Consider the following 24896-nt stretch of genomic DNA (forward strand, 5'->3'; position numbering starts at 1 on the left):
GGATGGGCCCGCTCCCGGGACGCGGATTCCATGCCCACCCTTGGGTCCAGGGAGGGTGTGCGTGCCCAAGGCCATTGTCTTCGAGGTGAATGGAACGCTGGTGGACACCAACGTGCTGCGGGCGCGGGCCTGGCAGGAAGCGCTCGCGCGCCATGGCTTCCAGGTCCGCCTGCCGCGGGTGATGGCGCACCTGGCGCGGCTGGGGGACGGGTTCCTCTCGGCCCTGCTGTCCGAGGACGACTTCCTGCGCCACGCGGACGAGCTCACGAGCTTCCACCGGGCGCTCTTCCACGAGGAGTACCGCGCGCGCGCGCGGCCCTTCCTGGGCGTCACCGAGCTCTTGCAGCGGCTGCGCGACGAGGGGTGGCGCGTGGCGCTGGCCTCCACCGCGGAGCCCGACGAGCTGGAGCACTACATCGATCTGCTCGGGGTGGGTGATCTCATCGACGCGCGCACCACGGACGCGGACGTGGACGGGGCGCGGCTCAACGAGGAGATTCCCGCCGAGGCCCTGCGGCTGCTCGGGCTGGATGGCACCGACGAGGCGCTGATGATCGCCGCGCTGCCCTACGATCTGGAGGGCGCCTCGCGGCTGGGCCTGCGCGGCATGGGGCTGGTGTGCGGGGGCTACTCGGAGGAGGACCTGCGCGGCGCGGGGGCCATCGACGTCTTCGGCACGCCGCAGGATCTGCTCACCCGGTACGCGGAGTCGCCGCTCGCCTCGGAGCCCTGAGCGTGGCAAGACCTGGGACCCATGAGCCCTCACCTCACGCTCCGGGCGGGCCCGGACGCACTGCGCCTCATCCGCGAGCGGGGCTTGCGCGCGCGGGATGTCGACATCGTTCCCGGGGCCTCTGGCGGCCCCAAGTGGCTGGTGCTGGCGGGCCTGGACCGGATGCTCTTCGGGGAGTTCTTCCAGGCACGTGACCGGCCCCTGCACCTCATCGGCTCGTCCATTGGCAGCTGGCGCCTGGCGTGCCTCGCCCTGGACGCGCCGGTCGCCGCCGTGGACCGCTTCGTCGAGGCCTACCTCGCGCAGCGCTTTCCGCCCAAGCCGTCCCCGGCGCTCGTGAGCCAGAGCAGCCAGGGCATCCTGGACGCCCTGCTCGGCGAGGACGGGGAGGCGCAGATCCTCGGCCACCCCTGGGCCCGGCTGCACGTGATGACCAACCGCTGCCGGGGCCCCACCGCCAGCGAGCAGCGCCACGTCCAGACGCTGGGGCTCGCCCTGGGCGCGCTGGGCAACCTCGTGAGCCGCCGCACCCTGGGGCTCCACCTGGAGCGGGTCATCTTCCACGCCGCCGGGGACACCAGCCCCTTCCGGGGGCTCGTGGATTTGCCCTCCGTCCACGTGCCGCTCACCCGGACGAACCTGCGCCCGGCGCTCCTGGCCTCGGGCTCCATCCCCCTGGTGCTCAGCGGGGTGCGCATCCCCGAGCGGGCCGGCATGTACCGGGATGGCGGCCTGCTCGACTACCACCTGGACCTCGATTACGGCGCGGGCGAGGGGTGGGTGCTCTACCCGCACTTCTATCCGCACGTGGTGCCGGGCTGGTTCGACAAGGCCCTGCGCTGGCGCCGGGCGGGGCCCGCCAACTTCCGGCGGGTGCTCCTGGTGTCCCCCTCCGCCGAGTTCGTGGCGCGGCTGCCCTTCGGGAAGATTCCGGACCGCGAGGACTTCGTGCGGTTGACGGACGCGGAGCGCCTGCGCGCCTGGCGCCAGGTGGTGGACGAGAGCGCGCGGCTGGGCGACGAGTTCCGCGAGGGGCTGGCCACGGGTCGGCTCGTGGAGCGCATCCAGCCACTCTGAGGCCGCGCGGCCACGCGAGGTGCGTCCGGGTGACCACGCGCGACGGGGCTCTCGCGAGGGCCCGCGTGCTCGGTTGGCTGGGCATCGGTCCTGCAATGCCCTCCCGCCGCGAGGGAGCACGACCATGGCCGACGAGAAGCGAAGCGAGCAGGAGCAGGGACGCGACGACGCGGGGGCGCCGGGGCGCGGCGCGGCGGCGCGGCGGGTGTGGGGGGCGATGGGGAGCGCGGCGCGGGGGGTGGTGAGCCGGGTGCGCTGGCTCGTCTACGCGCCCCGGGGTCGGCGGTTGCTGGCGGGGGGGGTGGTGGTGGGCCTGATGGCCGGCGGGGTGGCGGCCCGTCCCTTCTGCGCCATCGAGCCGGGCGAGGTGGGCGTGCGGGTCAACCGGCTCACCGGCTCGGTCTCGGAGCTGCCCGAGGGCTGGTCGCTGCTGGTGCCCCACGTGCACCGGCTGAGCCGCTACAGCCTGCGGGATCAGACGTACCGGCCCGAGCGCAGCACCCGCGCCACCGGCCCCGCGCCCTTCCAGTCCATGGAGGGGCTGTCCATCGGCATCGAGGTCAACATCCGCTACGTGCTGGACGCCGGGAAGATCCGCGCCCTGTCCGCCCGGCTCCCCGAGGACGTGGGCCGCGACATCGTGGAGCCCGCCATCGACGGGGTGCTGCGCCGCCACTTCGCCCAGCACTCGGTGCGGGAGATCTTCTCCACCCACCGCGTGCAGATCCAGAAGGACCTGGCCGCGGAGCTCGCGCCCCTGCTCGCCGAGGACGGGGTGCGCCTGCGCTCGGTGACGCTCGGCAACGTGGACCTGCCGGCCCAGTACCGCGCGGGCATGGAGTCCTTGCTGGCCGAGGAGCTCAACACCGAGCGCATGCGCTACACGCTCGAGCTCAAGGACAAGCAGGTCAAGCAGAGCGCGCTGGAGGCCCAGGCGGACAAGGTCCGGCGCGAGACGGCCGCCGAGGCCGCCGGCAGCGAGGAGATCATCGCCGCCAAGGCCAAGGCCGAGGCCATGCGCCACATCCTGCCCTTCAAGGAGAAGGAGATCGAGCAGCGGCGGCTGGAGGCGGAGGCCACCAAGGTGTCGCGCCTGACGCTCGCCACCGCCGACGCCGACGCGCACCGCATCCAGGCCGCGGGCGAGGCCGATGCCCGGCGGAAGATCGCCGAGTCGGAAGCGTACCGGCTGGAGGTCACCGGCAAGGCGTCCTCCGAGCAGCTCGCCCGGGACGCGGCGCTCATCAGCCGCAACCCCCTGCTCATCCAGAAGACGCTCGCGGACAAGCTGTCGGACAAGATCCAGGTCATCATCGCGCCGCCCCAGTCTGGGGGCTTCATCGCGGGCAACCTCCTGGGCCCCACGCCGCCGCCCGCGCCGTCGTCCGCGCCGTCGTCCGAGGAGGAGTAGCCCCATGCTCGCCACGCTCGTCGCCATCGCCCTCGTGGTGCAGGACCCCACGCCCCTGCGCGCCGCGCCCCAGGACTCCTCCACCCGCCAGGCCACGCTCTGGCAGGGGGAGTGGCTGGAGGTGCGCGGCGAGAAGCAGGGCTTCCTCCAGGTGTATGACCACCGCCGCGAGCGTCCCGGGTACGTGCGCGCCAGCCACGTGCGCGTCTACGCCCTGGACGAGGCGAGCGTGCCCCGGCTCCAGGCGGTGATGGAGTTCGTGAAGGAGACGCCGGGCGCGGAGGCGCTGGGCATCGGTCACGCGGCGGCGCTCCTGCGCGCGGCCAAGGCCTCGCAGGTGGGCCCCGACTTCTTCGACGCCCTGGGGACCATGGCCGAGCGGCTTGCCCGGCGCGCCACGTCCAACCGGAGCCAGGACACCGCGCTGGCCGCGCACCTGGACGTGGCGGCCCTCTATGGGGTGAAGCTCGTGAGCTTCGAGCGCGAGGGCCGCACCCGGGTCTGCTACGACGGCGAGGCCTTCCGCCGCGTGCTGGCGCTCGGGGGCTCGCCCCAGGCCCGGCTCCAGGCGGCGCTCGCGCTCACCCGCGCCGAGTGCATCGATCCGGCCCTGGGCCCCGTGGAACTGCACGCCCTGCATCTGTGGCGGCGCTCGGTGCTGGCCCAGGTGGACGCCGGCGCGCTGCCGCCCTTCCTGGCCAACCGCCTCCACCTGCGCCGGGCCGAGGTGGAGGCCACCCTGGCCTACCAGTTCGTCCGCCGGGGCGAGCCGGCCCTGGGCGCCGAGGCCAGCACCCGCTCCGTGGAGGCGCTGGCCCGGGTGTCCCGCGTGGAACTGGCCGAGGAGGACCGCGTCGCCTACGCGCTCGCGGCGGTGCGGGTGGGGGCCTCACGCGCCGCGTCAGAGGCGGTGGGACCGGCGCCCACCGCGGGGGCGCGGCTGTCCGCGGTGCCCGGCGCGCCCGGCGAGACGTGCCTGCGCCTGGACGAGGCCGGGGAGGGGGCCCCGCGGGGGGTGGAGCGCTGCACCTATGGCCTGCCCTGGCTCGCCTCCGAGCGCCGCTCGGCGCAGGGCGCGGTGGTGACGGTGGCGGTGCAGATGTTGGAGGGGTGGACCGAGCTGTGGGTCTTCCAGCGCGAGGGCGACGCGTGGCGACTGGACACGCTGGCCCCCGCCACGGTGGAGCCCTCGCTGGGCTACGTGGAGCTGGCGGGGTTTTCCCCCGATGGCTCCCGGCTGCTCGTGGCGCGTGAGGTCCTGATTGACGGACGGGTCAAGTCCTCCTTCCAGGTGCTCAAGCGCGACACCCTGACCGTGGAGCGCAGCGCGGAGCGTCCCGAGGACAGTGGGACCTTCCACCGGTGGAGTTCCGCCGATTGGCGGGGGCGGACGGTGAGCCTGCGCTAGGGTGGGGCGGGGGGTTCCACGGCCCCCATCTTTGCGGCGCGGTCCATTCAGGCCATACTTATCCGCACGGGGCGTTTGTCCCGGCAGGTGGCGCCCGCCACCGCTCTTTTCGGGGTCCTCCCATCCATGCGTCCTCTGGTTGCCCAGCGAAGCCGTGGTTTCACGCTCATCGAGCTCATGATCGTCGTGGCGATCATTGGTGTCCTGGCGGCGATCGCCATTCCGAACTTCGTCAAGTTCCAGGCGCGCACCAAACAGGCCGAGGCCAAGTCCAACCTGCGCATGTGGTTCACCGCGCAGCGCGCCTTGTTGAACGAGAAGGGCATCTACTCGGAGAACCTGTCGTCGGTGGGCATCCGGCCGGAGCGCGGCAACCGCTACGCCTACTACTTCTCGTCGAAGACCCAGGACTGTGAGCAGCGCTCGGCGGACGGCAGCGTCACCGCTCCGGACAGCCCCAACTGCGTGACGGTGGACGAGGGCAAGTTCAAGGTGCCCACCGCCACGCCCACCGCGCGGGTCGCCGAGTTCGTGTGGAACTCGCGGGAGGGGGACGATCCGACGAACCCGGGGATTTCCGGCTCCTGCCCCAGCTGCAACATCAATGGCTACGCGGCGGCGAACATCGACAACGAGTCGGCGGGCATCGACAGCTGGACCATCGCCACGAAGGACGGTCGGCTGAGCACTCCGTCCTGTGGCAACGACGAGGTCGCCCTGGTGGCGGGCTCGCCCTTCAACACCTTCAACGACGTCGACTGCGACTGAGTCCGCCCGGACGCGCTCCCCTTTGATGGAGGTGCGCTCCCGGTGCGGTGCGCTCCCGGGGCGGGCCGCTCACGGTCCGGGACGGTAGAGCGTGGCCGTGTGCTGGGCGAGCACGCCGCGCGGCAGCAGCCTCGCTGCCAGCGCCAGCGCCTGGTTGAGCCAGCCGGGCACGGACAAGGTCCGGCGCCGGGTGAAGGCGCGCAGCGCGTGGGTGGCGCACTCGGGCGCCGTCATCATGCCCAGGTCTCCCGCCTTGAAGCGCTGGGACAGGCCCGAGTGCTCCAGCAGCTCGGTGGCGATGCCGCCCGGGGCGAAGACGGTGACGGACACCCCGGTGGGCCGCAGCTCCTGCGCCAGGGCCTGTCCGTAGCTGAGCACGAAGGCCTTGGTCCCGCTGTAGGCCGCCTGGTAGGGCACGGGGATGAGGCCGGCCACGCTGGACACGAGCATCAGCCCGCCGCGCGTGCCGTGGGCCGCCAGATGCGGGGCGAGCAGGGCCGACAGGCGCACCACGCTCGTGACATTGGTGTCCAGCAGGGTCTGGAAGGCGCCGGGGGCGAGCTTCACGGCGTCACCCCAGTAGGTGACGCCCGCGTTGAGCACGGCGCCGTGCAACTGCCGCTCCCGTGTGGCCTCGGTGAAGACGCGCTCCACGTCCTCGGGCCTCGACAGGTCGGCCACCACGCACTCCGCCTGGACGCCGTGGCGCGTGCGCAGCTCCTCGCACAGCGCCTCGAGCCGGTCGCGCCGCCGCGCCACGACCAGCACGTGGCCTCCGTGATCCCGGGCGATGGCGCGGGCCATCTCCAGGCCCAGGCCGGAGGACGCCCCGGTGACGAGCGTCCAGCGGCCGCGCAACTCGAGCGTTGTCATGCGCCGCACCCTAGCCGCTCCCGTCCCCCGGGGGGAGGACGATGCGCGGCCAGGGCGCGGGGTGCCTCAGGGCGTGGCGGGGTCCAGCGTGGAGAGGATCCAGCCCATGCGCTCGTGGCCCCACTGGTTCCACTGGGCGTTCTGGCCGTTGGTGTGCGAGGCGTCGGTGAAGTCCGGGGCGCTCGTGCCCGAGCCCGTGCCACCGAACGTGCCCACCGACACGCTGGCGCCGGTGAAGGTGGGGTGGGTGTCGTCCGACTGGAGGTAGTCGTAGCTGGTGCTGCCGTTGACGAAGTGCGTGTTGGAGTCGCGCAGGGTGGCGCTCAGCGTGCCGGTGATGCGGGCCACGTAGGCGGCCTCGGTCTCGCCGTCGCGGTAGCGCAGCGCCGCGCTGTCGACCTGACCGTCGCCGTTGCTGTCGTAGTCGGCGCCCATGTACTCGGCGAAGGCGTCCGCGCACTTGAAGCCATACTTGGCCGCCAGGCTGCAGGTGCGCCAGTTGCTCTTGGCCAGGTAGGGCAGGAACTTCTGCCGCTTGTTCACCGAGGCGCCCGTGGCCGAGTCGCGGCACGCCGTCTGGACGTTGTCCGCGTTGTAGCCGGGGTAGTAGATGGTCATGACGACCTTCGTCTTGGCCGTGGTCGCGTACTGGTTGATGGCCTGCATGGCCTTCTCCGTGTACGAGGTGCAGGCGGCCAGCGCCGAGTCCAGGCCGCTGTAGCTGCAGGTGCCCGTCTGCTCCGAGAACGCCGAGCGCGCCTGGAGATAGTCGTTGCCGCACATCTCGAACATCACCACGCGGGTGTTGCTCGTCTGCATGTACGAGCGCTCACCGACGATCTTGTTGTTGTAGATGTCGTCCGCCTTGGCGCCGGACTTGGTGCGCCGCATGACCTCCATGTTGGCGTTGAACTTGCGGGCCAGGTACTCGCCCTCCACCTGGGGACCCGCGCGCTTGGCCACGCTGCTCAGCGAGCCCTTGTAGCCCGCGAAGATGGAGTCGCCGTACGCCACGACCCGGTACGTCGTGCTGGCGCCGCGGTTGATGGTCCACGAGGTGTTCTGGTTGATGGTGCTCGCCAGCGCGGCGCCCGAGCAGAGGGCGGTGGTGAGCACGAGGGCGGCGCGGACCTTCTGCCCATGGGGACGGAGGGACATGAGGGACTCCTGGGGTTGAGGGGATGGGGGGTAAGGCGGGGCTCGACAGCTTCGTCGGCTGCTCCGCTATAACACAAAATCCCGGAATCTGATAAGATTGGAGGTTGACAGGAATTGACGCGGCGAGACATGTCGCGGGGTTGTCGTTTGTGCACCGCGCCATCCAGGCGGGCGAGGGTCCGCTCGTGACGCGCGCTCCCGACGGACACGCGGCGAGCGGGCCGTGGGGGCGTTAGACGAGCCCCGCATGACTCTTCCCGTGGAAACGCTGTCCGTGTGTGCCGACGCCAGGGACGTGGAGGCGCTGGTGGGCCTGTTCCGGGGGCGCCGGGTCGCGGTGCTCACGGGCGCCGGGTGCAGCACCGAGTCGGGCATTCCGGACTACCGGGGCCCGGGCACGCGCGCCCGCGCCCGTAATCCCATCCAGCACCGCGAGTTCCTCCACCGCCCCGAGGTCCGCGCGCGCTACTGGGCCCGGAGCCTCCTGGGCTGGCCGCGCTTTCGCGCCGCGCGGCCCAACGCCGCGCACCAGGCGCTCGCGGCCCTGGAGGGCTCGGGCCATGTGCTGGGGCTCATCACCCAGAACGTGGATCGGCTGCACCACGCGGCGGGCAGTCAGCGGGTGATCGAACTGCACGGGGCGCTGGCCCGGGTGCGGTGTCTGGGCTGTGGCGAACTCGAGCCCCGCGAGGCCTTGCAGGAGCGGCTGCGGGCGCTCAATCCGGACTTCTCGGTCCGGGCCGCCGAGGCGCGGCCCGACGGCGACGCGGAGGTGTCCGACGAGGCCGTGCGCGCCTTCCAGGTGGCCGCGTGCCTGCGGTGCGAGGGCACGCTCAAGCCGGACGTGGTGTTCTTCGGCGACAACGTGCCCGGGCCCACGGTGGAGGCGGCGTTCGCGCTCGTGGAGGAGGCCGACGCCTTCCTCGTGGTGGGCTCGTCCCTGGCCATCCACTCGGGGTTCCGCTTCCTGCAGCGCGCGGTGGCGCGCGGCGTGCCCCGCGGCCTGCTCAACCTGGGCGAGTGCCGGGGCGAGGAGCTGGTGGAGGTGCGGGTGGACGCGCGCGCGGGAGAGGTGTTGCCGCGGGTCGCGGCGGCGCTCGGCGCCGGGTAGGCTGCCCGGGCCCCGCGTCCGGGAGACCCCATCCCCATGTCCGTCGTCATCCGTCCCGCCACCCTCGCGGATCTCCCCTCGCTGGCCACCGTCCTGGCCCCGCTGCCGCTCTTTCGGGCCTATGGGCTGGACGCGAGCGCCCTGGAGGCGCGCTTCCGGGGCGCGCTCGAGCGGGGCGAGGGCCTGCTGGTCGCCGTCGGCGAGGACGCCGGGGGGCCCCTGGGGGTCTGCTGGTTCCTCACCCGCGGCACGTTCGGCACCGGGGCCTACCTGCGCACGCTCGCGCTCGGCGAGGGGCACCAGGGCTCGGGGCTGGGCACGCGGCTGCTCGCCGCCTACGAGGCCGGGTGTGGCGCGCCGCCCGGGGGCTACTTCCTGCTCACCTCGGACTTCAACACGGCCGCGCAGCGCTTCTACCAGCGCCACGGCTACCGGCAGGTGGGCGCGCTGCCGGACTTCGCCACGCCGGGGGTCGCCGAGCTCGTCTTCTGGAAGCCCCGCGCCGCCGTCTAGGGAAGGGCCTCCGCCACGAGCAGGGGCGCGTCGGCCGGCGGGGCGGCGCGCGAGGGCACCGTGCACAGGGGCGGGGTCGTGTCCCCGAGCAGCGTGGCCACCGTGACGAACTCGAAGCCCCGCTTGCGCAGGCCCTGGATGATCTCCGGCAGCGCCTGGGCGGTGGGGAAGTTCTTGTGGTTCATGTGCATCACCACGATGCCCCCGGGCGCCGCCTTCTTGAGCACCCAGTCCACCACGCGTTTGGGCGTGGTGGTGGCGTCGGGATCTCCCGAGGGCAGGTCGAAGTTGAGCGTGACCAGGTCCGCCTGGGAGGCGATCCACGCCACGCGGTTGTCCACCTCGCCAAAGGGCGGACGGAAGTAGCGGGGGATGTGGCCCGTCAGGTCGTACACGGCGCGCTGGGTGCGCCGCAGCTCCTCCAGCATGCGCGCGTCGTCCTTCACCCGCGGCATGTGCACGTGCGTGAAGGTGTGGTTGCCGAACTCGAACTCCGGGTGGCGCGCCAGCTCGCGCAGGCGCTCGGCGTTGGCCTCGGCCCAGCCGCCGCCGATGAAGAGCGTGGCGGGCGTCGCGGTGTCCAGTAGCGTGCGGATGACGCGCTCGTCGTACTCGTTCTTGTGCGTGGTGCAGGCGTCGAAGGTGAGCGCGATGCGCATGCGCCCCCGACTGCCGTGGTTCACGATGGGCGCCGTGCGGCTGGCGAGCACGGGCGGCGGCTCGGCGGGGGGCGCCTCCTCGCGCGCGGGCGGCGACGCGGGCTCCTCCGGGGGCGTCCATGCGCAGCCCCCCAGGACGAACACCCCCAACGACAGCACTGAACTCAGCACGAAGCGACGCGCCATGGCGCGACAGCCTAGCTCAGCACGAGCGCCGGACGATCTCCGTCAGTTCCTCGTCCGTGAGGGGCAGCGGATTGGCCTTCATGCTGCTCGCGGCGCGGGCCTTGAGCACCAGTCGGGGCACGTCCGTCTCGGTGAGACCGTAATGTTTCAGTCCGGGTACGCGCAGGGCCGCGCACAGCTCGCGCACCCAGGTGATGCCGTCCTCCGCGGAGGCCTCGGCGCGGCCCGTGAGCAGGCCCGCCAGCTCCCCGAAGCGGGCGAGCGAGGGGTGGTCGGGTGCCCTGCTTCTCAAGGCCCGCAGGTTCACCTCCAGGCACGCGGGCAGGAGCGCCGCGCACACCGCCCCATGGGGCGCCTCGAACATGCCGCCCAGGGGCGCCGCGAAGCCGTGCACCGCGCCCAGCCCCGCGTTGGCCAGGCACAGGCCCCCGAGGAGGCTCGCGAGCGCCAGGTCCTCGCGCGCCGCCGCGTCCGGCGTCTCCAGCACCGCGCGGCGCAGCGAGCGCACCGAGCGGCGGATGCCCTCGCGCGCGAGCGCGTCCGTGAGCGGGTTGGCGCGCGCGGACAGCCAGGGCTCGATGAGCTGGGAGAGCGCGTCCAGGCCGCTCGAGGCGAGCACCGCCGGGGGCGCGCCCTCGAGCAGCGCGGGGTCCACGATCGCCAGCCGGGGCAGCAACTGCGGCCCGCGCAGGCTCGCCTTCACCTGGGACTCGGGCACGCCGAGCACCGCGTTGCGTGTCACCTCGGAGCCCGTGCCCGCGGTGGTGGGAATGGCCACGAAGGGCAGGGCGGGGTGCGTGAGGGCCTGGCCTCGGCCCACCACCTCCAGGAAGTCGAGGGGCTCGCCGCCGTGGGGCACCAGCGCCGCGATGGCCTTGCCCGCGTCCAGGGCACTGCCGCCGCCGAGCGCCACCACGGCGTCACAGCGCTCGGCGCGAGCGAGGGCACACCCCTCGCGCACGAGCGCCACGGTGGGCTCGCCCGCCACCGCGAAGGCGCGGGTCTCCAGCCCGAGCCGCCCGAGCCCCTCGCGCAGGGGCGCCGCGCGGCGGGCGTCGCGGCCGGTGACGAGCAGCACCCGGTGGGCGCCCAGGGCCTTCACGGCCTCGGGGGCCTCGGCGAGCCGGCCCGCGCCGTAGACGATGCGGGTGGCGGTGGCGAACTCGAAGCCCGTCACGCCCATGTCACCAGTCCCCGTCGGCGGGAAAGCAGTTGGTGTACTTCCGCGACGTGCGCGGCCCGGCCATCATCGGCGCCACCGTGTCCCGCCACGCCAGGTAGTGCGCCGTCTCCTTGTGGGCCGCGGGCGCCTCGGCCGTCCGGTAGGCCTCGACGAGCACGAAGCGGGTGGGGTCCTCCGTGTCCTGCACGACGTCGAAGCGGGCGATGCCGGGCTCCTTCACGCTCTGGCTCGCGTTGGCCAGGGTGGCCTCCCGGAAGGCCTCCACCGACTCGGGCTTGACGTGGACATGCACGTGGACGACCAGCAGGCTGTTGGGCATGGCGCGAGACTAGCCCGCGCGCCCGGGCCTCGCGCCGCGATCCTTCCGGTCCGGGTTCTTCGGTCGGCAAGGCAACGCCCGCTTTGTTATGCACGGGCGTCATGGGTCGACTCTTCTTCCTCCTTCTCATCAATGCGGGGGCCTACCTCGTCCTGCGCCGGCTGTGGCCGGAGGTCCGCACGGGCTGGCGGCACCGGGCCCTGATCGCCGCGGCGCTCCTGGCGGCCGGGGGCTTCGCCCTGTCGTGGCTGCTCGGGCGGGGCGAGCACGGTCAGGTGGCGGGCGTGGGGTTGCCCCTCAAGCTCTTCGGCGCCTGGTGGCTCTTGACCGCCTTCGTGCTGCTCGTGGTGGGCGGTTTGCTGCTGCCTCTCGTGCGTCCGCGGCCCCGTCCGGCTCCGGCGGGAGCGGGGCCCGAGGCGCCAGCGCCGGTGGACCTCGAGCGGCGGGGCCTGCTCACCGGGGTGGGGCGCTCACTGCCGCTCCTGGCGGCGGGCACGTCCGCGGGCGGGCTCGTGGCGGGCTCGTCGGGCTTCGAGGTGCGGGAGATCGAGGTCCGGCTCAAGGGCCTGCCCGCGGCGCTCGACGGCTTTCGCATCGGGCAGATCACGGACGTGCACGTGGGCACGTTCATCGACACCGCCTATGTGCGCGCGGCGGTGGCGGCGATGAACGCGGCGCGGGTGGACCTGCAGGTGATGACGGGAGATCTCATCGACGACCTGGGTCAACTCGACGAGACGATGGCCGCGCTGGAGACGTGCGAGGCCCGGCACGGGATGCTCTCCATCCTCGGCAACCACGAGCACTGGCGTGGCCTCAAGCCCATCCGCGAGGCCTATGCCCGGAGCGAGCGCCAGGGCAGCCCCGTGCGGCTGCTGGTGGATGAGTCGCGGGTGCTCGAGCACGCGGGCCAGCGGCTGCGGGTGGTGGGCGTGGACTACCCCATGAGCGGGCGCTCCATGCGGGCCCGGCCGGAGCTCATGCGCCAGTCGGCCGAGGTGTCCTTCCAAGGCGTGGCGCCGGACGAGGTGGTGCTCTGCCTGACCCACCACCCGGACTTCTTCCCCTTCGCGCTGGAGCGGGGCGCCCGGCTCACGCTCGCGGGGCACACGCACGGCGGCCAGGTGGCCTTCTTCGGACTGCCCCTGTTCCGCTTCGCCTTCGACTACATGCTCGGCCGCTACCGCAAGGGCAACGGGCAGCTCTATGTGTCGGGCGGAACGGGGCACTGGCTGCCCTTCCGCGTGGGCGTGCCCGCCGAGGTCTCCATCTTCACACTTCGCGCGGAGGCGTGAGCCGAGGGCGCGCGCGCGTTGCTACCGTGCCGGCGCTCGGGATGTCCGGGCCCGGCAGGGGGAGCGTGATGCGGAGAGTGGCGAGGCTCGCCGAGTTAGAGGAGACGCGGGGCACGCGGGTGGACGTGGGCGAGGAGAAGATCCTCCTGGTGCGCGTGGGCGACACGGTGCACGCCTACCAGGCCACGTGTCCGCACGCGGGCGGGCCCCTGGAAGCGGGGGCCATCCTGGGCGGTCGCATCCTCTGTCCCTGGCACAAGGGCAACTTCCGGGTGAGCGATGGCGCGCTGTGCGAGCCGCCCGCGCTGGACTCCCTGGCGCGCTACCCCGTGCGTGTGGAGGACGGCGAGGTGTATGTCTCGCCGGAGAAGCAGCCCACGCCCGTGTCCCGGAAGGCGGCGGACGCACGCACCTTCGTGATCGTCGGCGCGGGCGCGGCGGGCGCGGCGGCGGCCTCGGCCCTGCGGGAGTTCGGCTTCGGGGGCCGGGTCGTGCTGGTGGGCCACGAGCCCCGCGCGCCCTATGACCGCACGTCCCTGAGCAAGTTCGTCCTGTCCGGGGAGATGCCGCCCGAGGAGGTGCCACCCCTCCGGCCACCGGGCTTCTACACCGCGCACGGCATCGAGCGCCTGAAGGCCCGGGTGAAGCGGTTGGACGTGAAGGCCCGGAGTGTCGAGCTGGAGGATGGCCGACGCCTCACGTACGACGCCGCGCTGGTGGCGCCCGGGGGCGAGCCGAAGCGGTTGAAGGTGCCCGGCGAGGAGCTGGAGGGCGTGTCCGTGCTGCGCACGCTGGAGGACGCCGAGCGACTGCTCGCCCAGGCGCCGCCGGGGGCGCGGGCCGTCATCCTCGGCAACAGCTTCATCGGGATGGAGGCGGCCTCGGCGCTGCGGGGCCGCAAGGTGGACGTGACGGTGGTGGCGCCGAACGCCATCCCCTTCGCGAAGCAGTTCGGCGAGGAGGTGGGGCGCCTGTTCAAGACGCTGCACGAGCGCAATGGCGTGGTCTTCCGCTCGGGCACGAAGGCGGCGCGCCTGGAGGGGCGGGGCCGGGTGGAGGCGGTGGTGTTGGAGTCGGGCGAGCGGCTCGCGGCGGACGTCGTCCTGGTGGGCACGGGCGTGCGACCGGCGACGGGGTTCATCGAGGGCCTGGCCTTGCGCGAGGACGGGGGCCTGCCGGTGGACGCGCACCTGCGCGCCGCGGAGGGTCTGTACGCGGCGGGGGACGTGGCGGCCTTTCCGCTACGGGGCGACCCGGTACGCATCGAGCACTGGCGGGTGGCCCAGGAGCACGCGCGGCTGGCGGCGCGCAACATGCTCGGGGGGCAGGAGCGCTACGCGGGCGTGCCCTTCTTCTGGACGTACCATTATTCCAAGCGCTTCGAGTACCTCGGCCACGCCACCCAGTGGGACGCGGTGCGCGTGGTGGGCGACCTGGAGGGGCTGACGTTCGTGGTGCTGCTCGTGAAGGAGGGCCACGTCGCCGCGGCGATCGCCTGTGACCGGGAGCGCGCCACGGCGGGGCTGCTCGAGCGCATGCGCTCGCCCGTGCCCGTCGACGAGGCGCTGCACCTGCTCCAGTCCTTGGGGTGAGGCAACGGGAAGCCGTTGCCTCAGCAAAGCTGCTCGCCGTTGCCTCACCTGTTATGGTCACCGCATGTGGCTGCGCGTGGCACTGCGGAACTACCGGAGCATTGAAAGCGCGGAGGTGGAGCTCGCGCCGTTCTCGGTCCTGGTGGGACCCAACAGCAGCGGCAAGAGCAACTTCGTGGATGCGCTCGTGCTCGCGAGCGAGCTGGGCTTCGACGCCGCGTCCGCCATCCAGCGCCGGGGGGGGTCTCCAGGCCCTCCGTCGTTGGGGAATCTCGGACGAGGAAGCGCTTGAGGTGCGCGTCCGACGCAGTCGGAGCAGGCTGTTGCTCGACTCTGTTTACAGTGAGCAGTTGTTTTCCCTGGAGCAGGAGGGCACGCGCTGGCGGTTCCGTGACGACAGCTTTCATGTCGCTGTTGACGAGAACAGCGGTGTTGAGTTCACACGCTCGGGTCTGATCGGCGTTCCATCGGAACGCGTGTGGCAGCCAGAGGTCGCTATTCCCGCCACCACGAGCACCATGCTCCACGCCCGGCAGATCATGCCCTGGGAAGTCCTGCGGGTGCGCCGCTTGGGTTTCGAACTGACGAAGATGCGTGTTCCCCAGCCGTCCGGAGACACCGAAGCCCTTCGGGAGGATGGCGGCAATATCGCGAGCGTGCTCGGGCGGCTGAAGAGTCAGGACGAGCGAGGCTTTGCCTTCGTTTTGGCCGCCATGAAGCGTCTGGTGCCAGGGCTGGAAGACCTCTTCGTCGAAGAACTGGGGGGATTTTTGGTCCTGCGCTTCAGCCAGCGGCAGGGCGCCCGGAGCGCACGGTTCTCAGCGCTCAACATGTCGGACGGGACCCTTCGGGCCCTGGGCATCATCCTCGCGGCGCAGACGCTCGCGCCACCTTCATCGTCCCCGGCCACCTCTTCGCCCGAGCTGCTGATCGTCGAGGAGCCCGAGGTCGCCATCCATCCGGGCGCGGCGGCCCTGCTCTTCGAGGTGCTCAAGCACGCCTCCCAGCGGGGCATGGTGCTGGTGACCACGCACAGTCCCGAACTCCTCGACGCCGCCCAGGACGAGGAGATCCTGGTGTGCGGCTACCGCGAAGGAACCACGCGGGTGGGGCCCCTATCGACGGCGCAGCGCGAGGTCGTCCGCGAAGGGCTCTTCAGCTTGTCGGAGCTCGCGCGCAGCGAGCCCTTGCGCATCGAGGGCGAGGAGCCGGCCTCGTTGGACCCGAGCGACTTCGACGCATGAAGCGGCGTCTGGTCTGCATCGTCGAGGGGCAGGGGGAAACTGGGTGGTGGGCAAGGAGCCCATCCGCTGCAAGCGCTCGGCGCTCGTGGACGCGCGTCTTCCCCGTCCCCGGAGGCCCTGTCGGGAGGACGAGGTGCTCAAGCTCATGCATCTGGCGTTGCGCAAGCCGCACGCGGCCGATGCCGTGGTGCTGCTCTGCGATGAGGACGAGGACTGCGCCGCCACCTGGGGACCCGATGCCTCGCGGGTGATGGGGAAGCGAGGCGTGGGCGCGGCCATCATGGCCGTCCATGAGTACGAGACGTGGTTGCTGCTCAACCGCCCGGATGAGGAACTGCGCGCCGCCGGGGTGCCCGTGCCCGTCGTGGGCCGGGGCGCCAAGAATGCCTTGCGCAAGCTGGTGCCGGACTACTCGCCCACCCTCCATCAGCTCCAGGAGACGCAGCGCATCCGGGACATCGCCACGTTGCGCACGCGCTCGCCGTCCTTCGACAAGCTCGTGCGGTCCATCGCCCGCCTGTGCCGCTGACGCACCGAGGGCTCACTCCTCCGAGGTCACGGCCTCCGAGCGTCGGGGACAGGCGAAGACGAGCCGCTCGGCGAGGGCCTGCTGGTACTGGTCCTGGTCGAGCGCCCCGTCCACGAGGAGCTTGAGCAGGAGCGTGTCCACGTTGCGTGCCCACTGCTCGGACAGGGCGCCCTGGGTGCAGTAGCCGTGGTAGCGCACGGGGTTGGGGATGATGGTGGCGAGGAAGGCCGCCTGCCGCACGCTCAGCGAGGACGCGCGCGTGTCGAAGTAGTGCTCGGCCGCCGCGCCAATCCCGTACAGGCTCGGGCCCCACTCGATGATGTTGAAGTACAGCTCCAGGAGCCGCGGCTTGGGCAGGGCGGACTCCAGCGCCAGGGTGAGCAGCGCCTCCTTCACCTTGCGCGCGTACGTCTTCTCCCGCGACAGGAAGAGGTTCTTGGCGAGCTGCTGGGTGAGGGTGGAGCCGCCGCGCACCTTGCCGTCGCGCGGCGCCAGCACGAGCGTGCGCAGCGAGTCGAAGTCGAAGCCCTCGTGCGTCCAGAAGCCGCCGTCCTCGCTGCGCAGCACGGCGCGGACCAGGGGCTCGGGCAGCAGCTCGAAGGGCACGAAGGTGGTGCTGCTCGCGCCGATGCGCATCGTCCGCCCCCGGCCCTCGGCCGTCAGCGGCTGGTAGTCGAAGGGCCCGCGCAGCCACGCCAGGGGCCCCTGTTGCTGGAAGCCCTGCTTGCGTGGCAGCTCCAGCTTCGCCTTCACCTGCCAGTCCGACCGCTCGCGCACGGGGCCGGACACCGCGAGCGACGCCTGGAGCGCCCCCTCCTGCTGGGTGAGGTCCACCTCCTCGGGCACGAGCGCCGTGGGCAGCGCCGCCACCACCTGGGCGAAGGTGACGGGCAAGAGGCTCGCCCGCAGCTCGAACCGGGGCTCGGCGCTCCAGGTCGCCTCGCCCGAGGCCTCCACCTGGACGTCGCGGTGCGCGCCCACGGTCACCTTCAGGGCCTCGAGCGCCACGTGCCGGCGTGCCCACTGCCACCGCAGGCGGCCCTCGGCGGAGAAGGCCCAGGGGCCCACGGGCCCGGGCGCGAGCCGCTCGTGGTTCACGTTCAGGTCCTTCACCGCCACGGAGAAGGTGGCCCCCGTGTCCTCCACGTGCAGCGAGCCCTCCAGGGTGCCCCCGTCCAGGCCCACGGGCGGCTCCCCGAGCGCCAGCAGCGCTCCCGCCGCCAGTCCCTGGCCGTCCAGGGTTCCCGTCACGCCGGTGTCCGAGGACGTGAGGCGCAGCGTGGCCGTCCCTCCGCCGGGCGGGGTGGCCGTCGCCGTGAGCTGGCGCCCGCCCTCCGCCTCCTCCACCTCGACCCGTGCCGACAGGGGGCCCCACTCCACGCGGCCCTCGCGCTCGAAGGCCAGGCGCACGTCCTCCAGGCGCACCTCGGGCCACACCCGGGGCGTCCGGGACGCGGAGGTTGGCGCCGCGCCCGAGCCCTCGCGGGGGGCGCGCAGCCGCTCGACGAGCGCCCGCAGCTCCTGGCCCGAGGGGCCCGCCTCTACCTGGACGCCCGAGAGCACCACCCGGTGGACCTCGACCCGTCCCGACAGGAGGGCGCGCAGGCGGGGCTGGACGGTGACCCGGTCGATCCGCACCACCGGGGGGGCGTCGGGGGCCTCGCCGGGCAGCTCCACGGGGCCCAGCGTCACCGTCCCCCGCCAGCCCACCGCGAAGGTGGACCCCAGGCGCACTGGGCCCAGGCGGGCCTCCAGGGCGGGTTGAACCCGGGCGACCACCCGAGCGCGAGCCCCGTCCCCCTGGAGCCAGGCATGGGTGGCCAGCACCCCGGCGGCGAGGGCCAGCAAGAGGCACAGCCCCACGAGGAGGGCCTTGGGCGGCGGACGGCGCGAGGGCATGGCGGCCCTCCCTAGCATGCCGCCGAGCATCACGTGGACGTGGCCGGTCCTCGCCTTGACAGGCCTGAACAGTGCATGCTTTGCGTGAAGTTCGAACCCAAAAGGGGAGTGTCATGCCCACTCAGGGCGCTCGCTGCTTCCTCATGGTGAGGGCGCGGGCTTGGATGTGCGCGCTGCCGCTCGAGGAAGTCGAGGAGACGATGCGGCCGTTGCCGGTGAGGCCGGTGGCGTCGGCGCCGGTCTTCGTGCGCGGGGTGAGCGTGGTGCGCGGCCAGTCGGCGCCCGTGGTGAGCCTCGCGGCGCTGCTGGATGGCGAGGGGGCGGTCGGCTCCGGGGACACCGCGCGCTTCGTCTCGCTCAAGGCGACCGGGGGGCGGGTGGCGCTCGAGGTGGACGCCGTGCTGGGCCTGCGCTGGCTGGACGAGGCCACGCTCGGGGACGTGCCGCCCTTGCTGCGCGCCTCGGCCCATGGCCACCTGGACTACCTGGGCGCGCTGGACGGCCAGTTGATGGCGGTGCTGGACGCGGCCCACCTGGTGCCCCCGGACGTGTGGGCGCGGCTGGAGCAGCCCTCCGGGAAGGCGAGCGCGTGACCCCGCCGATGACCCCCCTGGCCCGCTTCTCCGCCCTGGTGGAGCAGCGGCTGGGGCTGCACTTCGAGAAGGGGCAGTGGCGGGAGCTGGAGCCGCTGCTCACCGAGCGCTCCGCGCGCAGCGGGGTGGAGGGCTACCTGGCCCTGCTGGACACCCCCGGGGCCCAGGCCGAGTGGAAGACGCTCGCCGAGCGCCTCACGGTGAACGAGACGTACTTCCTGCGCCACCCGGCCCAGCTGGAGGCGCTGGTGTCGCAGGTGCTGCCCTCCTTCTCGCGCCAGACGCCGCACCTGCGCGTCTTGTGCGCGGGGTGCTCCACGGGCGAGGAGCCCTACTCCGTGGCCCTGATGTCGCGCGAGCGGGGGCTGGTGGACCCCGCGCGCCTGCGGGTGCTCGGCATCGACGTCAACCCGCGCGTGCTGTTGCATGCCCGGCGCGCCTGCTACTCGCCGTGGTCGCTGCGCTCGGTGCCGGAGCCCTCGCGCGAGCGGTGGTTCCAGCGCTCCAAGGAGGGCTTCACCCTCAAGGAGCACCTGCGCGAGCAGGTGACGTTCGAGGAGCGCAACCTCCTGCAGGACGCTCCCTCCTTCTGGGCGCCGGGCTCCTTCCACGCCATCCTCTGCCGCAACGTCATCATCTACTTCCCGCCCGAGGTGTCGCGGAAGATCATCGCCCGCATGGCGCGGGCGCTCGTGCCCGGGGGCTACCTCTTCCTGGGGCCCAGCGAGACGATGCGGGGCCTGTCCGACGAGTTCGAGCTCCTGCGCTCGGGGGACGCGTTCTACTACCGGCTCAAGACGCCGGGCGCGGCCGCGGTGCCCGCTCCCATCGGCATGCCGGTGACGCCCTCGCAGGTGACGCTGCCGAGCCTGTCGGCGCCGCCCCCGCCCCCCGTCCCGGTGGACGGCCTGGAGGAGGTGCTGATGGCGCTGGAGGCCGAGCGCTACGAGGAGGCGTGGACGCGGCTCAACGCGCTGCCCGAGGGCTCGCGGCCCCAGGGGGAGCTGCTGCGCGCGGTGCTGCACCTGAACGCGGGGCGCTTCGCGGAGGCCGAGCGCGCGGGCCGGCAGCTCTTGTCGGTGGGCTCCACGGAGGCCTCGGCGCACTTCCTGCTGGGCGTGTGCCTGGAGCAGTCCGGAGACGATGCCGGGGCCCGGAGCCGGTACGCGGCGGCGGCACGCGTGGACCCCACCTTCGCCCTGGGCCACCTGCGTCAGGGCACCCTGGCGCGCCGGGCGGGGGACGTGGCCGAGGCGCGCGTGGCGCTGCGCATGGCGGTGTCGCTCCTGCCGCACGAGAAGCCCCTGATGTTGACGCTCTTTGGCGGCGGCTTCGGCCGGCACGGCCTGATGCAGCTGGGCCTGCGTGAGCTGCAGGCGTGTATGGAGGTCCGATGAGCCCCCGGGTGCCCATGCGTTTGGATGAGCTGCGCGACAGCTTCGACTCGTCGTTTTCCCGGCCACCGCCCCTGCAGAAGGAGCCGGGCGAGGCCCTGTTGCGCCTGCGGGTGGGCGGCGCGCCGCTGGCGGTGCGGCTGGGCGACCTGTCCGGCCTGCACCTGATGCCCCGCGTGGTGCGGCTGCCCGGAGCGCCCGCGTCGCTGCTCGGACTCACGGGCCTGAGGGGCCAGCTGTTCGCGGTGCATGACCTGGCGGCGGCGCTGGGGCTGCGCTCGGAGGAGGCGCCGGGCTGGCTGCTGCTCGCGGGGGGCTTGCGGCGCGTGGGGCTGGCGGCCGCCGGCTTCGAGGGCCAATTGCGCGCCACGTCAGATCAATTGAGTACGGATGGAGCGTCCGCGCCGCATCCCCTGCTCGCCACCCGGGTCCGGCTGCCGGACGGGGCGCTCCTGCCCCTCCTGGACGTGGAGTCCCTGGTGAGAACCCTGCTGGAGGAGGCCTCGCGCTCCACATGAGTCTGGACAGCGATCCCCTGCTGTACTTCCGCATCGAGGCCCGTGAGCTGCTGGAGCAGCTCATGCAGGGCCTGTTGTCGCTGGAGGATGACGAGGGCAACGCGAACCGGGTGCCCGAGCTGTTCCGCTACGCCCACACCCTCAAGGGAGCGGCGCGTGTGGTGGGGCAGGCGCGCATGGCGGAGATGGCGCACGCGGTGGAGGACGCGCTCTCGCCCTACCGGGACAGCGGCGGCCACCTGCCCGCGGACAGCGTGCACGAGTTCCTGCGGCTGGTGGGGCAGATGGCCAACGTGCTGGACGCCCTGGAGGCGCCGCCGCCTTCCTCCGAGGACGCCGCCGACACGCTGCCCGCCATTCCCCTGGCCGAGGCGCCCACCTCCGAGGTGGTGCGCGTGGAGCTGGAGCGGCTGGACACGCTCTTGGATGGCCTGTCCGAGGCGGTGGTGCAGCTGGGCGGCCTGCGCGGGGTGGTGGAGGCCCTGTCCCAGGCGCAGCACGGCGCCGACGGGCTCGTCGAGCAGCTCACCTCGCCCATGGCTTCCAGCGGCTCGGCCGCGGAGCGCGCGCGGTGGCTCGGCCGGGTGCTGGGCGTGGCCGAGGGCGTGCGCTCCTCGCTGGTGAAGGCGGGCCGGCAGCTCGGCGGCGGACTGGGGCAGGTGGAGTCGGAGCTGGGGCGCCTGCGCGACGGCGCGCACACGCTCAGGCTCGTGCCCACCCAGACGCTCTTCGGGCCCCTGGAACTGGCGGCGCGCGACGTGGCCGCCTCGCTGGGCCGCCAGGTGGAGGTGCGCGCCGAGGGCGGTGACATCCAGATCGACGGGCACGTGCTGTCCGCAGTGCGCCAGGCGCTCTTGCACGTGGTGCGCAACGCCGTGGACCACGGCCTGGAGAGCCCCGACGAGCGGCGGGCCCTGGGCAAGTCGCCCACGGGCATCTTCTCCGTGAAGGTGCGGCGGCGCGGGGGCCGGGTGTCCTTCCTGTGCGAGGACGACGGGCGGGGCGTGGACCTGGGCCGGGTGCGGCAGGTGGCCCTGGAGCGGGGCGTGGCCACGCTGGAGGAGGTGGAGACGCTGGACGAGGAGGGCTGCCTGGAGCTGCTCTTCCGCCCGGGCTTCAGCACCGCGCGCGCCGTCACGGACGTGTCGGGCCGGGGCGTGGGCCTGGACGTGGTGCGCGACACGGTGCGCCGGCTCAAGGGCGAGGTGTTCATCACCTCCCGCCCGGGCCTGGGCACCTGCATCACCCTGGAGGTGCCGCTCACCCTGGCCTCGCTCGAGGTGCTGGGCGTGGAGGTGGGCACGCAGCGGCTGCTCCTGCCCCTGGAGTCCCTGGGCGCCGCGCTGCACCTGCCCGCGGACGCGGTGACGTGGACGGCGGGCCGGGGCAGCATCTCCCACGCGGGCGAGCTGCTCGCCTTCCTGCCGCTCGCGGAGGTGCTGGACGCGAGCGGCGGCGCCCACCGGCCGCGCGTCTGGTCGGTGCTGGTGGTGGACGGGGGCACGATGGGCCGCGCCGCGGTGGGCGTGGACAAGCTCCTGGGCATCAGCCGCCGGGTGAGCCGGCCCCTGCCGTCCTCGGTGCCCGCGCTGCCCCTGGTGACGGGGGCCAGCTTCGACGAGCAGGGCGTGCCCCTGTTGCTCCTGGACGCGGCGGGCCTGGTGCGGCGCATCCAGGCGGGCTCCGCGGCGAGCCTCGCGCGGCCCAAGCCCACCCAGCGCCACCTCATCCTCGTGGTGGACGACTCGGTCACCACGCGCATGCTGGAGAAGAGCATCCTCGAGGCCGCGGGCTACCAGGTGGAGCTGGCCGCCTCGGGCGAGGAGGGCCTGGAGAAGATCCAGCGCGGCGGCCACTCGCTGCTCATCGTCGACGTGGAGATGCCGGGCATGACGGGCCTGGACGTCACGCGCCACATCCGCGCCAACCCCGCGCTCAAGGGGCTGCCCATCCTCATGGTGTCCTCGCTCGCCACGGACGAGGACAAGCGCCGGGGCCGCGAGGCGGGTGTGTCCGCCTACATCGTCAAGGGCGAGTTCCACCAGCACGGCTTCCTCGACACGGTGGCCCGGCTGGCCGCCCAGGGCCGGAGGTCCGCGTGAAGCGGCTGCGCGTGCTCATCGTCGACGACTCGCTGACGGTGCGCCGTCGGCTGGCGGACGCCTTCACCGCGGAGGGCTCGTGCGAGGTGGTGGGCGAGGCCTCCGACGGTCAGATGGCCTTCGAGCAGTGCCAGCGGCTGCGGCCGGACGTGGTGACGATGGACCTGATGATGCCCCGGGTGGACGGCCTGCGCGCCACGGAGCTCATCATGGGCCACTGCCCCACGCCCATCGTCGTGCTCTCCGCCACGGAGAACCGCGTCGAGGGCCTGCGCACCCTGGACGCCCTGGCCGCGGGCGCCGTGGACGCGGTGGACAAGCCCTCGGGGCTGCTGGACGCGCGCTGGATGGAGACCCTGCTGTCCCGCGTGCGGGTGGCCTCGCGCGTGCGGGTCATCACCCACGTGCGCGCCCGGCTCAAGACCGAGCGGCCCCGGCCCCCGTCGGCCCTGCCCATGCCCCTGCCCGCCGTGGCCCCGTCCTCCCACGCCCCCCGGCTGCTCGTGGTGGGCGCCTCCACGGGAGGCCCCGCCGCCATGCGCTACCTGCTCGGGGCGCTCCCCCCGGACTTCCCCCTGCCCATGCTGCTGGTGCTGCACACCACGGAGAACTTCGACACCGCCATGGCCGAGTGGCTGGAGGCCCAGAGCGGCCTGTCCGTGCGCAAGGCGGTGGACGGCGAGCCCCTGCCCCTGCCCGGTCGGCTGTGTGTGCGCATGGCACCGGGAAATCGGCACATGGTGGTCCGTTCGGGCCGGTTGTGGTTGGAGGACGGACCCGAGCGCCACTCCTGCCGGCCCTCGGTGGACTCGCTGTTCGAGTCGGTGGCTCGGGAAATGGGGGCGACGGCCATCGGTTGCCTGCTCACGGGCATGGGACGCGATGGAGCGGAGGGCCTGAGCGCGCTCAGACGCGCGGGAGCCCCCACGGTGGTGGAGGACGAGTCCACCTGCGTGGTATTCGGCATGCCCCGCGAGGCGATCCGCCTGGGCGCGGCACAACATGTGGTGGGGTTGACGGGGCTTCCGCTCCTGTTGACGGCGCTCGCTCGAGCGGGCGCCAGGGAAGGTACGGCATGAAGGCACGTGTGCTCATCGTGGACGACAGCGCGACGGTGCGGGCGGACATGCGCGGCGTGTTGAGCGCCGCCGGGTTCGGCACGACCTTGAGCGAGAGCCTCGCCTCGGCCCGTAAGGCCCTGAGCGAGCATGACTTCGACCTGCTCATCCTGGACATGCTGTTGCCGGATGGCGACGGCGTGGAACTGCTGGAGGAACTGCGGCGCAACACGCGCACCGCGCACCTGCCGGTGCTGATGCTGTCCACCGAGGCCGCGGTGGTGCAGCGGCTCAAGGGCCTGGCCCACGGCGCCAACGACTACGTGGGCAAGCCCTACGACGCGGCCTACGTGGTGCGGCGCGCCCACGAGCTCACCCAGGTGCCCGAGGCGGATGGCACGCCACGGCTGGTGTCGGCCGGTCGGCGCCGCCGGGTGATGGTGGTGGACGGACGGCTGGACTTCCGGCACCGCGCCTCGGACGCGCTGCGCAAGGACGGCCACGACGTCATCATCGCCGAGTCCGGCACGGACGCCATGCGCCTCCTGGAAGCCCAGCCGGTGGACTGCATCCTGCTGGACCTGGAGATGCCGGGCCTGGACGGGCCGGAGTGGGTGCGCGCGGTGCGCTCGCTGGACGGCACGGCGCAGGTGGCCGTGGTGGGCCTGACGGCGGGCTTCGACGCCAAGCTCATCTCCGAGGCGCTCGCGGTGAAGGTGGACGCCTTCTGCTCGAAGACGGAGGACATCGAGGTGCTGCGCGCCCAGGTGCGCACCGAGCTGCGGCGCCGGGCGGAGTCCGAGCAGTCCCAGGCGGGTGCCTCGGGACATGCCGCCTCGCACGGCCACCACGCGCCGCTGCACGGCCACCACGCGCCGCTGCATGGCCACCACGCGCCGCTGACGGGCCACCACGCGCCGCTGACGGGCCACCACGCGCCGGCCACTCCGGCCCCGCATGTGGCCCCGGCGGCGCCCGCCGCCCCCGCCGCCCTTCCGGGCTCGCTCTTCGACGCGGTGGTGGCGCGCTGTGGCTTGTCGCCCGTCATCGCCCCGTCCACCATGACGCGCGCGTGCCGCAAGGCCGGCGTGGAGCCGCAGATGCTCACGCCCGTGTCGCTGGCGCGGGCCCTGCCCACCATCCGCGACATGCTCTCCATCTTCCTGGACGCCCAGGAGCTGGAGCGCCGGGTGCACTCCATCCAGTTGCTGACCCACGGCGAGTCGGCCGGGGGGAGCGCCGAGTCCCCCCGCCGGGCCCGGACGCCCTGAGT

General features: G+C 73.0%; 24 protein-coding genes and 1 pseudogene. 19 read left to right on the top strand and 6 right to left on the bottom strand.

Annotation, left to right across the window (positions count from 1 at the left end):
* Positions 1-61 precede the first annotated feature (61 nt).
* The 6 genes and pseudogenes from I3V78_RS13340 to I3V78_RS13360 all read left to right on the top strand — a co-directional run bounded on the left by I3V78_RS13340 (position 62) and on the right by I3V78_RS13360 (position 5397).
* Complete coding sequence (locus I3V78_RS13340) at positions 62-733, top strand: HAD family hydrolase (protein WP_204487753.1); 672 nt, start codon at positions 62-64, stop codon at positions 731-733.
* Positions 734-754: 21 nt separating this feature from the next.
* Positions 755-1810 carry a patatin-like phospholipase family protein gene (locus I3V78_RS13345; protein ID WP_204487754.1) on the top strand — a complete coding sequence of 352 codons (1056 nt, stop codon included), beginning with the start codon at positions 755-757 and terminating at the stop codon, positions 1808-1810.
* Positions 1811-1934: 124 nt separating this feature from the next.
* A complete protein-coding gene (locus tag I3V78_RS13350) occupies positions 1935-3221 on the top strand; it encodes an SPFH domain-containing protein (protein ID WP_204487757.1) in 1287 nt (428 codons plus the stop codon).
* Positions 3222-3225: 4 nt separating this feature from the next.
* A complete protein-coding gene (locus tag I3V78_RS13355) occupies positions 3226-4629 on the top strand; it encodes a hypothetical protein (protein ID WP_204487759.1) in 1404 nt (467 codons plus the stop codon).
* 126 nt (positions 4630-4755) lie between these two features.
* A pseudogene (locus I3V78_RS40325) lies at positions 4756-4858 on the top strand (type IV pilin protein); the annotation flags it as partial.
* Positions 4859-4911: 53 nt separating this feature from the next.
* Positions 4912-5397 (top strand): hypothetical protein, encoded by a 486-nt coding sequence (locus I3V78_RS13360; RefSeq protein ID WP_239577689.1) that lies wholly within the window; start codon positions 4912-4914, stop codon positions 5395-5397.
* 69 nt (positions 5398-5466) lie between these two features.
* Here the strand turns inward: I3V78_RS13360 and I3V78_RS13365 are convergent, their stop codons facing one another.
* A complete protein-coding gene (locus tag I3V78_RS13365) occupies positions 5467-6270 on the bottom strand; it encodes an SDR family NAD(P)-dependent oxidoreductase (RefSeq protein WP_204487763.1) in 804 nt (267 codons plus the stop codon).
* 66 nt (positions 6271-6336) lie between these two features.
* On the bottom strand, positions 6337-7428 hold the full coding sequence (locus I3V78_RS13370; protein WP_204487765.1) for an SGNH/GDSL hydrolase family protein: 1092 nt from the start codon (positions 7426-7428) through the stop codon (positions 6337-6339).
* A gap of 247 nt (positions 7429-7675) precedes the next feature.
* On the opposite strand from I3V78_RS13370, the gene I3V78_RS13375 reads away from it, so the two are divergent.
* Positions 7676-8539, top strand: coding sequence for an NAD-dependent protein deacetylase (locus I3V78_RS13375; RefSeq protein WP_204487767.1), 864 nt, complete (start codon positions 7676-7678; stop codon positions 8537-8539).
* A gap of 36 nt (positions 8540-8575) precedes the next feature.
* Positions 8576-9052: a GNAT family N-acetyltransferase gene (locus I3V78_RS13380; RefSeq protein WP_204487769.1), complete on the top strand. Its 477-nt coding sequence runs from the start codon at positions 8576-8578 to the stop codon at positions 9050-9052.
* On the opposite strand, the gene I3V78_RS13385 is transcribed toward I3V78_RS13380, so the two are convergent.
* The 3 genes from I3V78_RS13385 to I3V78_RS13395 are packed head-to-tail and all read right to left on the bottom strand — an operon-like array spanning position 9049 to position 11399.
* Positions 9049-9897 (bottom strand): polysaccharide deacetylase family protein, encoded by an 849-nt coding sequence (locus I3V78_RS13385; RefSeq protein ID WP_204487771.1) that lies wholly within the window; start codon positions 9895-9897, stop codon positions 9049-9051. The two genes, I3V78_RS13380 and I3V78_RS13385, sit on opposite strands and share 4 nt — an antisense overlap.
* Positions 9898-9913: 16 nt before the next feature.
* The gene (locus I3V78_RS13390) at positions 9914-11080 is read right to left on the bottom strand and encodes an iron-containing alcohol dehydrogenase (RefSeq protein WP_204487773.1); all 1167 of its coding nucleotides are present in this window, start codon (positions 11078-11080) and stop codon (positions 9914-9916) included.
* Between the two features lies 1 nt (position 11081).
* Positions 11082-11399: a putative quinol monooxygenase gene (locus I3V78_RS13395; protein WP_204487775.1), complete on the bottom strand. Its 318-nt coding sequence runs from the start codon at positions 11397-11399 to the stop codon at positions 11082-11084.
* A 101-nt stretch (positions 11400-11500) separates the two neighbouring features.
* Here I3V78_RS13395 and I3V78_RS13400 point away from each other — a divergent pair, with 101 nt between their 5' ends.
* From I3V78_RS13400 to I3V78_RS13420, 5 genes are all read left to right on the top strand, one after another.
* Positions 11501-12694, top strand: a complete 1194-nt coding sequence (locus tag I3V78_RS13400) for a metallophosphoesterase (protein ID WP_204487778.1) — start codon at positions 11501-11503, stop codon at positions 12692-12694.
* Between the two features lie 77 nt (positions 12695-12771).
* The gene (locus I3V78_RS13405) at positions 12772-14286 is read left to right on the top strand and encodes an FAD-dependent oxidoreductase (RefSeq protein ID WP_204487780.1); all 1515 of its coding nucleotides are present in this window, start codon (positions 12772-12774) and stop codon (positions 14284-14286) included.
* A gap of 76 nt (positions 14287-14362) precedes the next feature.
* Positions 14363-14578 (top strand): AAA family ATPase, encoded by a 216-nt coding sequence (locus tag I3V78_RS13410; RefSeq protein WP_338023558.1) that lies wholly within the window; start codon positions 14363-14365, stop codon positions 14576-14578.
* A 31-nt stretch (positions 14579-14609) separates the two neighbouring features.
* Positions 14610-15530, top strand: a complete 921-nt coding sequence (locus I3V78_RS13415) for an AAA family ATPase (protein ID WP_204487784.1) — start codon at positions 14610-14612, stop codon at positions 15528-15530.
* Positions 15531-15576: 46 nt separating this feature from the next.
* Entirely contained in the window at positions 15577-16059 is a 483-nt protein-coding gene (locus tag I3V78_RS13420; protein ID WP_204487786.1) for a hypothetical protein, read from the top strand.
* Positions 16060-16071: 12 nt separating this feature from the next.
* Here the strand turns inward: I3V78_RS13420 and I3V78_RS13425 are convergent, their stop codons facing one another.
* Positions 16072-17958, bottom strand: coding sequence for a biosynthetic peptidoglycan transglycosylase (locus I3V78_RS13425; RefSeq protein WP_204487788.1), 1887 nt, complete (start codon positions 17956-17958; stop codon positions 16072-16074).
* Between the two features lie 113 nt (positions 17959-18071).
* On the opposite strand from I3V78_RS13425, the gene I3V78_RS13430 reads away from it, so the two are divergent.
* From I3V78_RS13430 to I3V78_RS13455, 6 genes are read left to right on the top strand one after another with little or no spacing between them, the layout of a single operon-like run.
* Entirely contained in the window at positions 18072-18551 is a 480-nt protein-coding gene (locus I3V78_RS13430; RefSeq protein WP_204487790.1) for a chemotaxis protein CheW, read from the top strand.
* On the top strand, positions 18548-19948 hold the full coding sequence (locus tag I3V78_RS13435) for a CheR family methyltransferase (RefSeq protein WP_338023559.1): 1401 nt from the start codon (positions 18548-18550) through the stop codon (positions 19946-19948). Before I3V78_RS13430 ends, I3V78_RS13435 begins: the two co-directional genes overlap by 4 nt.
* A gap of 14 nt (positions 19949-19962) precedes the next feature.
* Complete coding sequence (locus I3V78_RS13440) at positions 19963-20463, top strand: chemotaxis protein CheW (protein WP_239576412.1); 501 nt, start codon at positions 19963-19965, stop codon at positions 20461-20463.
* On the top strand, positions 20460-22565 hold the full coding sequence (locus I3V78_RS13445; RefSeq protein WP_204487795.1) for a hybrid sensor histidine kinase/response regulator: 2106 nt from the start codon (positions 20460-20462) through the stop codon (positions 22563-22565). Before I3V78_RS13440 ends, I3V78_RS13445 begins: the two co-directional genes overlap by 4 nt.
* Positions 22562-23644 (top strand): chemotaxis-specific protein-glutamate methyltransferase CheB, encoded by a 1083-nt coding sequence (cheB, locus tag I3V78_RS13450; RefSeq protein WP_204487797.1) that lies wholly within the window; start codon positions 22562-22564, stop codon positions 23642-23644. The genes I3V78_RS13445 and cheB overlap by 4 nt, the downstream gene beginning before the upstream one ends.
* Positions 23641-24894 carry a response regulator gene (locus I3V78_RS13455; protein ID WP_204487799.1) on the top strand — a complete coding sequence of 418 codons (1254 nt, stop codon included), beginning with the start codon at positions 23641-23643 and terminating at the stop codon, positions 24892-24894. Before cheB ends, I3V78_RS13455 begins: the two co-directional genes overlap by 4 nt.
* The last annotated feature ends 2 nt before the right edge of the window (positions 24895-24896 follow it).

The organism is Archangium primigenium, assembly GCF_016904885.1.
GTDB classification, from domain to species: Bacteria; Myxococcota; Myxococcia; order Myxococcales; family Myxococcaceae; genus Cystobacter; species Cystobacter primigenius.